Origin of the sequence: Streptomyces sp. NPDC017991, assembly GCF_044328075.1 — a bacterium.
Classification (GTDB): domain Bacteria; phylum Actinomycetota; class Actinomycetes; order Streptomycetales; family Streptomycetaceae; genus Streptomyces.
On the sequence record NZ_JBIRGP010000007.1, the window covers coordinates 242,047 to 255,137 of the forward strand.

The following is a 13,091-nucleotide window of genomic DNA, read 5'->3' on the forward strand; positions in this document are numbered from 1 at the left end:
TCCGACCGGATCATCGCTGTGTCATATTCAGCAACCACCTGAAATCGCCCTCGCAACAGGAGTACGCTCTGCCCCATTTACACGCCACGCATTCACACGAACACTCAGCGTGACAGCGTACGGGCATACGAAAACCCCTCATCAGAAGGGGTGAGGGCGGCTTTCGCGCAGCCCCTGGACATGCCTGGACCCGGGCACCCCTCGGTCAGGGGCCCGGGTCCGTCCACCCGCCCGGCGTCTCAGCGCCCGCGGCGTCTCAGCCCACCGACGAGTACGCCACCACTCCGCGCAGCAGTTGGTCGACGGCCTTGCGGGCGTTCTTCGCCACCGTCGCACTCGCGGCGGACGACGTCGGCGCCGCCGCCGAGATCTGACCGAGCACGTCGATGACCTGCTTGCACCAGCGCACGAAGTCACCGGCGGGCATCTCCGCCTCGCGCAGCACCTCGTCGAGGCCCTTGCCCGACGCCCACTCGTGCGCCGCCCAGGCGAAGCCCAGGTCGGGTTCGCGCTGGCCCACGCCCTCGGTCTGAGTGATGTGGAAGTCCTCCTCCAGGGCGTCGAGACGGCCCCAGATGCGGACCATCTCACCCAGCGCGGCCTTCGCCCTGCCGGACGGCAACCTGGGCGCCATCGCGTCGTCGCCGACCCGGGACTCGTAGACCAGCGCCGAGACGCACGCGGCCAGTTCGGCCGGTCCGAGGCCCTCCCACACTCCCTCGCGCAGGCATTCGCTGGAGAGCAGGTCCATCTCGCCGTACAACCGGGCGAGCCGCTTGCCGTGCTCGGTGACCTCGTCGTTGCGCAGGTAGTCCATCTCGGTCAGCAACGCCACGATGCGGTCGAAGGTGCGGGCGATGGTGTTCGTCCGGCCCTCGATGCGCTGCTCCAGCTGCGCGGTGTCGCGCCGCAGCCGGTGGTAGCGCTCGGCCCAGCGGGCGTGGTCCTCGCGGTCGCTGCACCCGTGGCAGGGGTGGGCCCGGATGTCGGTCCGCAGGCGGGCGATCTCGCGGTCGTCGGCAGCCTCGGCGCGCTTCTTGCGGTGCCGGTCGGGCACGATGTGCCCGGCCTTGGTCCGCAGCGCGGAGGCCAGGTCGCGGCGCGACTGCGGCGAGCGCGCGTTGAACGACTTCGGGATGCGCATCCGCTCCAGGGCCTCCACGGGCACCGGGAAGTCCATCGACGCGAGCCGCTTGACCTGCCGCTCGGCGGTGAGCACGAGCGGGCGGGGTCCGTCGTGCTGCTCGAAGCCCCGGTGGCCGTTTGAGCGCCCCGCGGGCAGCCCCGGGTCGAGGACGAGCGCGAGCCCCGCGAACTTGCCGGTCGGCACGTGGATGATGTCGCCCGGCTTGAGCTTCTCCAGCGCGACGGCAGCCTCGGCGCGCCGCTGGGAGGCCCCCTGCTTGGCAAGCTCGGTCTCGCGGTCCTTCAGCTCGCGCCGCAGCCGCGCGTACTCGTCGAAGTCCCCGAGGTGGCAGGTCATCGACTCCTTGTAGCCCTCAAGTCCCTCCTCGTTGCGCTGTACCTGGCGGGAGATCCCGACGACCGACTTGTCGGCCTGGAACTGCGCGAAGGACGTCTCAAGCAGCTCACGCGAACGGTGCCGCCCGAACTGCTCGACGAGGTTGACCGCCATGTTGTACGAGGGCTTGAAGCTGGAGCGCAGCGGGTACGTGCGCGTGCCGGCGAGTCCCGCGAGGTGGTCGGGGTTCATACCGCGCTGCCACAGCACCACGGCGTGGCCCTCGACATCGATGCCGCGGCGGCCGGCCCGGCCCGTGAGCTGGGTGTACTCGCCGGGAGTGATGTCCGCGTGCTGTTCGCCGTTCCACTTGACGAGCTTTTCCAGCACCACCGAACGGGCGGGCATGTTGATGCCCAGCGCGAGGGTCTCGGTGGCGAACACGGCCTTCACCAGGCCGCGTACGAACAGTTCCTCGACGACCTCCTTGAACGTCGGCAGCATGCCCGCGTGGTGGGCCGCGATGCCGCGCTCCAGGCCTTCCAGCCACTCGTAGTAGCCCAGGACGTGCAGGTCCTCGTCCGGGATGGACGCCGTGCGCTCCTCGACGAGGGCGCGGACCCTTCCCCGGGCGTCCTCGTCGTTCAGCCGCAGGCCCGCGTGCATGCACTGCTGGACGGCCGCCTCGCAGGCCGCGCGGCTGAAGATGAACGTGATGGCGGGCAGCAACCCTTCGGAGTCGAGCCGCTCGATGACCTCGGGCCGGCCCGGCGTCCACACCCGGGACCGCTGCCTGCGCTCGCGCTCCCGGTCGGCGTCACGCATCGCACGGCCGCGCTTGCGGTCCTGGTACGACGGACGGCTCGCCTCCATGCGCGCCAGGCGCGTGAGGTCGGGGTTGACGGCCTTCTTGGAGCCCTCGCCCTCCTCGAAGAGGTCGTACATCCGCCGGCCGCCGAGCACGTGCTGGAACAGCGGGACGGGCCGGTGCTCGGAAACGATCACCTCGGTGTCGCCGCGCACGGTGTCGAGCCAGTCCCCGAACTCCTCCGCGTTCGACACGGTCGCCGACAGCGACACCAGCGTGACCGACTCGGGGAGGTGGATGATCACTTCCTCCCAGACGGCGCCGCGGAAGCGGTCCGAGAGGTAGTGCACCTCGTCCATGACGACGTACCCGAGGCCGAGGAGGGTCTGCGAGCCCGCGTACAGCATGTTGCGCAGCACCTCGGTGGTCATCACGACCACGGGGGCATCGCTGTTCACGCTGTTGTCGCCGGTGAGGAGGCCCACCTTGTCCGCGCCGTAACGGCGGGACAGGTCCGCGTACTTCTGGTTCGACAGGGCCTTGATGGGTGTCGTGTAGAAGCACTTCTTGCCCTGCTGGAGGGCGAGATGGACGGCGAACTCGCCCACGATCGTCTTGCCCGAGCCGGTGGGCGCGGCCACCAGGACTCCTTTGCCCCCTTCAAGAGCTTTACAGGCCTCGATCTGGAAGGGGTCGAGGCCGAAGTCGTACATCTCGCGGAAGCCGGCGAGCGCGGTGGCCTGCTCGACAGCGCGCTTCCGTGCTGCCGCGTACCGCTCGGCCGGTGAGAGGTCGTCTGTCATCGTGCTTTCGAGACTACCGGCCACCACTGACAACAGGACGATCATTATCCGATCGGAGCACCCGGATCCGCCTCCGCCCGGTTCCGGCCGGTGTGTCCGCCCACGTCCGAGCGACTTCCCAGCCACCTCCCGGGCGGCGGCCCCGCCCTGCTCCACTCCGAAGGGCGTACCCGCACACCCCGGGGAGGACCGGAAGGCCGGACCGCTGCGGCCCGGCACCCCAGCGGGGCCGGGAGGTCCCGGGAGCGGACGCCGGGCGGTCGTAGCCGCCGAGGGCCGGGAGGCGTGTACGCCCGAGGCGCCGGGGGCCGGGAGGCCGACGGGGTTTCCCGGGCCTCGAAAGCCCGGACGGCCGGGAAGCCCGGGGCAGGAGTGCGAGGCCGAAGGCCGGTAGGCGCGCACGCCCGAGGCCCCGAAGCTCTGCGGGGCCGGGAAGCCGGGAGCCGGGGAAGCCCGGGAGCCGGGGAAGCCCGGGAGCCGGGGCCCCGGTCAGGGCCCCGCTATGCGTACCGCTCCGCGTACGCATTCCGCTGTCAGCGGGAGTCGCCCCAGCGGTTCGCCGTCCGCGTAGCCCGTGATGTCCTCCGCGGCCAGTTCGATCTTCGCGGCGCGGTGCACGGTGACCATGGGGTGGCTCAGATGGGTGCCCTTGTAGACCTGCGGAAAGACGCGGAGCAGCGAGGCGCGGCTGCACGCGCCGACCACGGTGATGTCGAACAGCCCGTCGGTGAGGTCCGCTTCCGCGCAGATCTTCATACCGCCTCCGTACGAGGACCCGTTGCCGACGGCCACCAGCGTCGCCTCGATCTCCCGGACCTCGCCGCCGTCCAGCGTGATCCGGTACGGGAAGGGCTTGAAGGCGGCGAGTTCGGCGAGCATCGCGAGGTCGTACTTGAACCGGCCGCCGGGCCACCGCATGCGGTTGCCGCGGTCGTTGACCCGCGAGTCGAAGCCGGAGGCGAGGACCGTGCCGAACCAGGTGCCGCCCACCCGCCCGAGGTCGACGTCCCGCAGCCGGGCCTCCTTGAGCGCCTCTGCGACCGTCCGCCCCGCGGCCGCCGGGTCCCGTACGGGCAGCCCCAGCGCCCGCGCGAAGTCGTTCCCCGTACCGACGGCGACCAGCCCCAGAGGCGTGTCCGTCCCCGCGACGGCCTGCAGGGCGAGGCCGGCCATGCCGTCGCCCCCGACGGCCACCAGACAGCCGGTACCGGCCGCCACGGCGGCACGCGCGCGCGTGAGGGCGTCCCGGGCGTTCTCGCCGAGGACCGTACGCACGGAGAAGCCCGCGGCCCGCAGAGCCGAAGCGGCCGGCTGCGCCGCGCGGGCGCCCCGGCCGCGGCCCGCGGTGGGATTCACGAAGAGGGTGATCTCGCTGGTCACGGCCCGGACCCTACAAGGTCGGCGACGACGCCAGGTCACGACGCCAGGTCACGACGTCAGATCACGTCGTCAGGTCACGTCGTCGTAACCGTTGATCCGCTCCCGCTCGGCATCCGCCTGCGCGGGCAGCGCGCGGTTCGCCGTCACGGGTTCGATCTCGCCGATGTCCTCGGGGGTGAGGTCGAGTTCGGCGGCCTCGTCGTCGTCGGGGCCCTCGGCCTCCCGACGGGCCCTGCGGCGGTCGTTCAGCAGGGAGAAGGCGGTGGCCGCGAAGTACAGGATCCAGATCGGTCCGGCGAGCGCCAGCATCGTCAGCGGGTCCGTGCTGGGCGTGGCGACGGCGGCGAAGACGGTGATGCCCATGATCATGCCGCGCCACCAGCCGGCCATGCGCCTGCCGGTGATCACGCCGGTCATGTTGAGCATCACCAGGAGCAGCGGGAGCTCGAAGGAGAGACCGAAGACGACGACCATGCGGGTCACGAGGTCGAGCAGGTCGTCCAGCGGCAGCAGGTTGTCGACGCCGAACGGCGTGAACTCGATCAGGACCTTCGCGGTGGTGGGAAGCACCTTGTAGGCGAAGAAGGCTCCGCCGAGGAAGAGCGGGACACCCGACGCGACGAACGCGTACGCGTACTTCTTCTCGCTGCGGTGCAGGCCCGGCGCGACGAACGCCCAGAGCTGGTAGAGCCAGACCGGCGAGGCCAGCACGACACCCGCCATCAGCGACACCTTCAGGGCCAGCGTGAAGGGCGTCAGCAGACCGTTGATCGTGATCTGCGCGCAGGGGTCGTCGGACGACGACCTCGCCAGCTGCTGGAAGGTCTTGTCGCAGCCGACCTCCTTGAGGATCGGCTCCGTGAAGAAGTTGATGATGTCGTTGTAGAAGAAAGCGGCGACGACCGTGACGAGGACGATGGCCAGCATCGCCTTCGCGAGCCGGTTGCGGAGCTCACGAAGGTGTTCCGCGAGGGGCATCCGCCCCTCCGGATCCTTCTCTTCCTTCTTGCGGGCGGACTTCAGCAACCCACGTTCCCATCTCGTGCGGCAGGCCGGCGGTCACCGGCCCCCTAGGTCAGCGCTTGGTCGTGTCCGTGGGCTCGGTGACCGGGCGGGAGCTGGTCACGTCACCGGGCGCGGCCTGGATGGTGCGCGGGGGCTGCTGGTCGTCGTGCGGCGGGGCGGCGGGGGCGGCGGTGTCGTCCTTGCCCTCGGTCTTCATCGCCTTGGCCTCGCTCTTGAGGATGCGGGCGGACTTGCCCAGGGAGCGGGCCATGTCGGGAAGCTTCTTCGCGCCGAACAGCAGGATGACGACGACGAGGATGAGAATGATCTCGGGAGCGCCGAGCCTTCCGAACATAAGCTTTTACCTTCTCACCGAGGCGGCGTGGTTGGGTTGCTGCCCGACCGGTCGGACGTCTGCCCGAGGGTCGCGCTGACAGCGATCGTAACGCTCAGGGGTGAACGCGAGGCAATCCCTGTGCGTACTCCCAGTTCGCGGTCGGCGCCTCACTTTCCGGTCCGCGACCTGCAGCGTACCTGCCGACCCCGCGAAGTTGACAGGTCGGAGTGGCTCAAAGCCCAGGGACAGGAAGGCTCAGAGGGCGTCCGCGGAGCGGGCCACCGCGACGGAGGCGTGCTCCAGATCCTCGGCCGCGCGGCTGATCCGGCGTGCGGATTCGTCCACCTGCCTGCCCAGACGCTCCGCCTCCAGGAAGACCCGGACGGCGAGCACCCCGAGCACGGCGATTCCCAGGAAACCCACAGCGATCGCGAACATCGGCCAGAACATGGCTCGACCCTAAGCCCCCCGGACCGTCCCCTGCAGACGCAGGGCCCGCACCCCTCCCCCGGTGAGGAGCTCGACGATGCGCTCCCCGGCCGGTTTGCGTACCGCCGTGCGGCACTGCGGGCAGGTGAAGGAGTAGAAAGTGGTCCGATGTGTGGCGCCGACGACCAGGCGCAGAGCGCTCGCGGCGAGTTCGAAGCCGCTCCGGCAGTCCGGGCACGCGGCCTTGAACACCACGGGGTCCACTCTCGTCATCCCGGAGAACGCGGACGCCACGGACATCTCACTCGTACCAGACATTGCCGACCCGCTCACAGCCCCTGCTCCTGCCTGCCGTACAGCCCGTCATGAACTCCGTGCGGCCCGCCCACCGGGCTCCGCACTCCCCCGTCACCACCGGAGGGAGCATCCGTGACACCGTCGCGAGGCGCCCCCGGGAGGGCCTGCGGCCCACTCCCGGCGTCGTACGCGTCCAGTGGTCCGTCGTAGGCCGCGAGCGCCTCACGGGCCGCCCGGCGGGCGCTGTCGGCGACCTCCGGCGGCGAGACGATCCGGCCGTCCCGCCCGAGCCGCAGGGCCAGGCGGCGCAGCGACGCCGGGTCCGGCGTGCGCAGCGTGATGCGCAGACCGCCGTCCGGCAGTTCCTCGGCGCTGTCGTGGGGGTAGTACTCGCCGACCCAGCGTCCGCCGGGGCCGACCTCCACCACCACCTCGGGGTCCTCGGCGGCCGGCTGCACCAGCCCCTCCGAGAGGTCCCGCAGTTCGATCTCGGGCGGCGCGGACGGCTCGTCGAGGATCTTGATCTCGGCGACCCGGTCCAGCCGGAAGGTGCGCCGGGCCTCCGAGCGGCGGCACCAGGCCTCCACGTACGTGTGCCCGACGCTGACCAGACGGATCGGGTCGATCTCGCGCTCGCTCAGCTCGTCCCGCGAGGGCGAGTAGTAGCGGATCCACAGCCTGCGCCGCTCGGAGATGGCCCTGTCGACGTCGGCGAAGACCCCGCCCTCCGCCTCGAAGGTGACCGACAGCCGGGAGCTGGCGCTCGCCGCCTCGCCGGAGGCGGCCTCCACCTTCGCGGTGGCCCGCAGCAGCGCCTGCCGGTCGCCCTCGCGCAATCCAGGCAAGGTCGACACGGCCCGCGCGGCCACAAGGAGCGCGGTCGCCTCGTCGGCGGCGATCCGCAGCGGCTCCGCGACGTCGTCCGGGTTGTGCCACCAGATCCGGTCGCCGTCGGTGTCGATGTCGAGCAGGTCGCCGCCGCGGAAGCTGGTCCCGCACAGCGGCAGCACGTCGAGGTCGGAGATCAGCTCGTCCTCGGTGATCCCGAAGGCCCGCGCTACGTCCTCGATCCGCGCGCCGGGGCGCTCACGCAGATACGTCACCAGGGACAGCATCCGTCGCGTCTGGTCGATCGCGTTCGTGGGCCTGGCCGGTTTTCCTGCCACTTTCCTACGTCCCCCTCAGCCCTTGGCCACAGCGCGCAGCCGGTCCACGACGTCGGCCCGCAGCTCGGCCGGCTCCAGGACCACCACGTCGGGCCCGAACTCCACCAGCCAGGCGTCCAGACCGTGCCCGTACGGAACCTCCAACTCGTCCCACCCGTCGCCGAGTTCCCGCACGGACGCCGCCTTGGCGCGCAGCGGGTAGCCCGAGCCCGTCCGCAGCCGGATCAGCGCGGAACGGTCGGTGATGTCACCGGCCCAGCCCGCGACGGTCTCCCGCACGGTGACGACGTCGGGCACCTCCACCGTGTACTTGCCACTGCGGGTACGGACCTTGCCGGTGATCCGGGACAGCCGGAAGACGCGCTCGGCCCCCCGGTCGCGGTCCCAGCCGGCCAGGTACCAGTGGCCGCGCCAGCACTCCAGGGCCCAGGGCTCCACATGGCGGGGCCCGGGGCGGGCCGCGGTCGCCTTGCGGTAGTCGAAGGTGACGGGACGCCGGTCGCGGCAGGCGAGCATCAGCGGCTCGAAGGCCGCCTCGTGCACGGGGATGCGCGGCTCCAGGGCCCCATGGGGCTCGTACGGGTCGACGCCCTCGGGCAGGCCCGCGGCGCGCAGCTTCTGCAGGGCGCCGCTCGCCGCGCCCGCGAGCCGGGCCTGCTGCCAGACCTTGGCGGCCAGCCCGAGTGCCGCGGCCTCCTCGGCGTCGAGCGTGATGGGCGGCAGCCGGTTGCTGTCGCGCCGGGCCAGATAGCCGACCTCGCCGTCGAGGTTCTCCACCGTCTCGATGACCAGGCCGAGTTCGCGCAGATCGTCCTTGTCCCGCTCGAACATCCGGTTGAAGGAGTCGTCCGAGCCGGCCTCCAGATAGGCCTCGATGGACTCACGGAGTTCGCGCTTGCTGAGGGGTCGCCGCGTCCCGAGCAGACACAGCGCCAGGTTCATCAGCCGCTCTGCCTTGGCAATGGCCATGGACGCCCTTCCTATGGTGCTTCCGACCGATGACCGTACCGCCCCCGGGTGTCGTGGCAAAAGCCGAGGGCCCATGCCCGGACAGGCATGGGCCCCAAGTGATCGAATCCGGTCGGACCACGATCACACGACAGAGGAAGAACGGGACGTCAGACCCCTACGAGGTCACAGACGAAGATCAGCGTCTCGCCGGGGCCGATGCGGGCACCGGCTCCGCGGTCGCCGTACGCGAGGTGCGAGGGGATGACCAGCTGACGTCGGCCGCCGACCTTCATGCCCTGCACACCCTGGTCCCAGCCCGCGATGACCTGACCGACGCCCAGCTTGAACTGGAGCGGCGTACCGCGGTTCCAGGACGCGTCGAACTCCTCGCCGGTGGAGAAGGCCACACCGACGTAGTGGACCGAGACGGTGTCGCCCGCCTTGGCCACAGGGCCGTCGCCCTCCCAGATGTCCTTGATGTCGAGGTCCTTGGGGGGCTCGCCGCCCGGGAAGTCGATCTCGGGCTTCTCGATGCTCACGTCAGTGCTCCTGCTCGTTCTCGGTGGGACAACCCGGACAGTCTGTCATCCTCAGCTCGTGGCCAGGATGTCGACCACGAACACGAGGGTGGACTTGGCGGGCAGCTCCTCGCCCTTGGCCTCGTCGCCGTACGCCTGGGCCGGCGGAATCACCAGCAGGACCCGGTCCCCGACGTGCTTGCCGACGAGCCCCTTGTCCCAGCCCGCGATGACCTGACCCTGACCGATGGCGGTGCTGAAGGGCTGGCCGGTCTTCCAGGACGAGTCGAAGAGCGTGGCCTTCGCCTTGCCCTCGTTGAGCTTCCAGGCGGCCCCGCTGTACTGCATGGTGACCGACTGGCCGCTCTTCACCTCGGCGCCCTTGCCCTCGATGAGGACCTTGTCGACGAGCTTGGCCGGCGGGTCGTTCTTCGGCACGGAGATCGTGGCGGGCGCCTCGTCGTCGGCCTTGATCTGCGGCAGGTCCGACGGGATCGCGGCCTGCTCGCCCTCGACCTTGTTCGGGACGACGTCGCCCACGTCGAGCGCGAAGACCAGGGTGTCGGTGCCCGTGACCCCCGCCTGCTGGTTGCCCTGGCTGCCGAAACCGGCGGCCGGCGGAGCGACGACCAGGACCCGGCTGCCCTCCTTCTGCCCCACCAGCGCCTGCGCGAACGCCGGGATGACCGTCTCGGAACCGGCCGTGATCAACTGCGGCGCCCCGCCCTCCTGGTACGAGGAACCGAGGTCCTTGCCGCTCTTCCAGACCTTGCCGGTGAAGTTCATCGACACCAGGTCGTCCTTCTTCACCACCGAGCCGTCGCCCTCGGAGACCGTGTGCACGACGAACTTGTCGGTCGGGTCGCCCTTGGGCACCTCGATCGTCGCCTTCTTACCGAAGGCACCCTTCACCGCGGGCATCGGCGACGCCGAGTCCACCGGCTTCGGCGCCGCGGCGTTGGACGCGGAGGACGACGCCGACGGATCGGCCTTGTCCTTGTCGCCCTTGTCGTCGTCACTTCCACAGGCGGACGCGGTCAGCGCCAGGGCAGGCACGATCAGGAGAGCAGCAAGTCGGCGTCGCACATCGATCCTCAGGTCGCTCGAATGGGGTCCGGCCACTCTAGGCCCTCACACCACCGGGCCGGGGCAGGCGGAACCGACCGTACCGATCGAGACATACAGAAGACATACAGAGGACGTGACAGGGGTCCTGCACCCCCGCGGCGCACAGGACCCCTGCCGTGCCGACGAACTCCTACATCCCGGCGATCAGCTTCTCCACCCGATCGTCGACGGACCGGAACGGGTCCTTGCACAACACCGTGCGCTGCGCCTGGTCGTTGAGCTTCAGATGCACCCAGTCGACGGTGAAATCACGGCGCTGTTCCTGCGCACGCCGGATGAAGTCACCCCGCAGCCGGGCCCGAGTGGTCTGCGGCGGCACGGACTTGCCTTCGAAGATCTTCAAGTCGTTGCAGATCCTCGCGGCCTGCCCCCGCTTCTCCAGCAGGTAGTAGAGACCCCGACGCCGGTGGATGTCGTGGTAGGCGAGGTCTATCTGGGCGACGCGCGGATGCGACATCGTCATGTTGTGCTTGGCGCGATACCGCTCGATGAGCTTGTACTTCATCACCCAGTCGATCTCGGTACCGATCCGGTCGAGGTCCTCCGACTCGATCGAGTCCAGCGTGCGGCCCCACAGCTCCAGAACCTGGTCCACGACGCCCGTACGGATACCGCGGCGCTCCACGAAGTCCACGGCCTTCTCGTAGTACTCGCGCTGCACCTCCAGCGCGGACGCCTCCCGGCCACTGGCCAGGCGCACCTTGCGACGGCCCGTGATGTCGTGGCTGACCTCGCGGATCGCCCGGATCGGGTTCTCCAGGGTCAGGTCACGCATCACCGTGCCCGCCTCGATCATGCGCAGCACGAGATCGGTGGCACCGACCTTGAGGAGCATGGTCGTCTCGGACATGTTCGAGTCGCCGACGATGACGTGCAGCCTGCGGTAGCGCTCGGCGTCCGCGTGCGGTTCGTCCCGGGTGTTGATGATCGGCCGAGAACGGGTCGTCGCCGAGGAGACGCCCTCCCAGATGTGCTCCGCCCGCTGACTGACGCAGTACACCGCGCCCCGCGGGGTCTGCAGCACCTTGCCGGCACCGCAGAGGAGCTGCCTCGTGACGAGGAAGGGAATGAGAATGTCCGCGAGCCGGGAGAACTCCCCGTGACGGGCCACCAGATAGTTCTCGTGGCAGCCGTAGGAGTTGCCCGCCGAGTCGGTGTTGTTCTTGAAGAGGTAGACGTCGCCCGCGATTCCTTCCTCGTGCAGGCGTCGCTCCGCGTCTACCAGGAGTCCTTCCAGAATGCGTTCGCCGGCCTTGTCGTGGGTGACGAGTTCCGTCAGGTTGTCACATTCGGGAGTGGCGTATTCCGGATGTGATCCCACGTCTAGATAGAGGCGGGCACCGTTTCGCAGAAAGACATTGCTGCTGCGGCCCCATGACACGACACGGCGGAAGAGGTACCGCGCCACCTCGTCGGGAGACAGGCGCCGCTGTCCCCTGAACGTACACGTGACGCCGTACTCGTTCTCCAGCCCGAAAATGCGGCGGTCCATGACTGAACATTACGCCTGATGGACTGTGCTGAAACGGGGTTCGGCTTCTACGTTTCGATCATTTCCGAACTTCCCTCCACCACCACACCGCCGCCCGTAGCTGCGAGGACCCGCCGCGTGGCCAGCAGAACGAGCAGCGCGGCACCCCCCGCCACCGCGAAGCCCCGCACCGCTCCGCCCCACTCGACGACCGGTCCCGCGAGGCCCGTTCCGACCGACGCGCCCACGGTGAACGTCGTCACCAGCCAGGAGAACGCCTCGGTGACCGTGCCCCTCGGCGCGTGCCGGTCGACGATGATGAACGCACAGGCGATGCAGGGCGCCAGGAAGACACCCGCGAGCGCCACCAGCGCCGTCATCGCCACCGCGCCCGGCATGAGCGTCAAAGGCAGGTAGCACAGCGCCAGAAGCGCCACCAGCACCCGCAGCCGCCGCTCCGGCTCACCGCCCCACTGCCGCGCCCCGTAGACCATGCCCCCGACGAGCGCACCGAGCCCGAGCGCCGCCATCAGCCAGCCGTACGTCGCGTCACCTCCGTGGTCGTCCGCGTACGACACGCCCGCGACCGTGATGGAGCCGAGCGCCATACCCACAAAAAGGAACGCGCCGAGGAGCGCGAGGAGCCCGCGCGAGCGCAACGCGCCGAGCCAGTGCGCCTCCCGCGGCGCCGAACGCCACGCGCGCGAGGGCCCCGAGACCACCACGGAGAGGGCACCCAGGACACCGATGACGTTGATGACGACCAGCGCGGCCCGGGCGGACCACAGCGACACGCACAGGGTCACCAGCAACGGCCCGACCGTGAACATGACTTCCTGCGCCACGGCGTCCATCGCGTACGCCGTGTGCACCTGCCCCTCCTTGCGGAGGACCGACGGCCACAGCGCCCGCAGACCGCCCTCCAGCGGCGGCGTGAAGAAGCCCGCGACCACCATGAGGACGTACGCGAGCGGCAGCGACTGCAGGCCGGTGAGGGCGAACACGGTCATCCCGAGGGCGGAGACGAGCGCGGCGGGCAACTGGATCCGCGGCTGCCCATACAGGTCCACGAGACGGCCGAGCAGCGGCTGCCCCACGGCGTTGGACACTCCGTAGACCGCAGTGAGCGCCCCCGCCAGGCTGTAGCTGCCGCCCTCGGCGCGCACGAAGAGCACGACGGCGATGGCACCCGCGGCGTTCGGCAGCCGGCCCACCAGGGTGCCCACGAGCAGCCGTGCCGCATGTCTCGTCCGGAGGATCTCCAGGTAGCCCGCGGCCATGTCCCGCCCCTCTGTCCCGTCCGATGTCCTGTCCGAGTCGTCGCGAACGTCGGAGG

General features: G+C 70.0%; 11 protein-coding genes and 1 pseudogene. All 12 read right to left on the minus strand.

All coding sequences use genetic code 11. The annotated features are described in order from the left end of the window. Nucleotides 1-256 precede the first annotated feature (256 nt). Nucleotides 257-3,118, minus strand: a complete 2,862-nt coding sequence (locus tag ACH4DZ_RS22200; RefSeq protein WP_398288981.1) for a DEAD/DEAH box helicase — start codon at nucleotides 3,116-3,118, stop codon at nucleotides 257-259. A 444-nt stretch (nucleotides 3,119-3,562) separates the two neighbouring features. After that, the gene (locus ACH4DZ_RS22205) at nucleotides 3,563-4,453 is read right to left on the minus strand and encodes a diacylglycerol kinase (protein ID WP_398288982.1); all 891 of its coding nucleotides are present in this window, start codon (nucleotides 4,451-4,453) and stop codon (nucleotides 3,563-3,565) included. A 69-nt stretch (nucleotides 4,454-4,522) separates the two neighbouring features. Then, a complete protein-coding gene (gene tatC / locus ACH4DZ_RS22210; RefSeq protein WP_398288983.1) occupies nucleotides 4,523-5,479 on the minus strand; it encodes a twin-arginine translocase subunit TatC in 957 nt (318 codons plus the stop codon). Between the two features lie 49 nt (nucleotides 5,480-5,528). After that, on the minus strand, nucleotides 5,529-5,813 hold the full coding sequence (tatA, locus tag ACH4DZ_RS22215) for a Sec-independent protein translocase subunit TatA (RefSeq protein WP_307542243.1): 285 nt from the start codon (nucleotides 5,811-5,813) through the stop codon (nucleotides 5,529-5,531). Between the two features lie 237 nt (nucleotides 5,814-6,050). After that, nucleotides 6,051-6,245, minus strand: a complete 195-nt coding sequence (locus ACH4DZ_RS22220) for a hypothetical protein (RefSeq protein WP_398288984.1) — start codon at nucleotides 6,243-6,245, stop codon at nucleotides 6,051-6,053. Between the two features lie 9 nt (nucleotides 6,246-6,254). Continuing rightward, on the minus strand, nucleotides 6,255-6,542 hold the full coding sequence (locus ACH4DZ_RS22225; protein WP_398288985.1) for a hypothetical protein: 288 nt from the start codon (nucleotides 6,540-6,542) through the stop codon (nucleotides 6,255-6,257). Between the two features lie 11 nt (nucleotides 6,543-6,553). Next, nucleotides 6,554-7,687, minus strand: a complete 1,134-nt coding sequence (locus ACH4DZ_RS22230) for a helix-turn-helix transcriptional regulator (protein WP_398288986.1) — start codon at nucleotides 7,685-7,687, stop codon at nucleotides 6,554-6,556. 15 nt (nucleotides 7,688-7,702) lie between these two features. Beyond that, nucleotides 7,703-8,656, minus strand: a complete 954-nt coding sequence (locus tag ACH4DZ_RS22235; RefSeq protein WP_398288988.1) for a helix-turn-helix transcriptional regulator — start codon at nucleotides 8,654-8,656, stop codon at nucleotides 7,703-7,705. 149 nt (nucleotides 8,657-8,805) lie between these two features. Further along, nucleotides 8,806-9,177 (minus strand): FKBP-type peptidyl-prolyl cis-trans isomerase, encoded by a 372-nt coding sequence (locus ACH4DZ_RS22240; RefSeq protein ID WP_398288989.1) that lies wholly within the window; start codon nucleotides 9,175-9,177, stop codon nucleotides 8,806-8,808. Nucleotides 9,178-9,228: 51 nt separating this feature from the next. Then, the gene (locus ACH4DZ_RS22245) at nucleotides 9,229-10,242 is read right to left on the minus strand and encodes an FKBP-type peptidyl-prolyl cis-trans isomerase (protein WP_398288990.1); all 1,014 of its coding nucleotides are present in this window, start codon (nucleotides 10,240-10,242) and stop codon (nucleotides 9,229-9,231) included. Between the two features lie 172 nt (nucleotides 10,243-10,414). After that, nucleotides 10,415-11,776, minus strand: a complete 1,362-nt coding sequence (gene pafA / locus ACH4DZ_RS22250) for a Pup--protein ligase (protein ID WP_149512755.1) — start codon at nucleotides 11,774-11,776, stop codon at nucleotides 10,415-10,417. A gap of 9 nt (nucleotides 11,777-11,785) precedes the next feature. Further along, nucleotides 11,786-13,035, minus strand: a pseudogene (locus ACH4DZ_RS22255) (MFS transporter). Nucleotides 13,036-13,091: the final 56 nt, after the last annotated feature.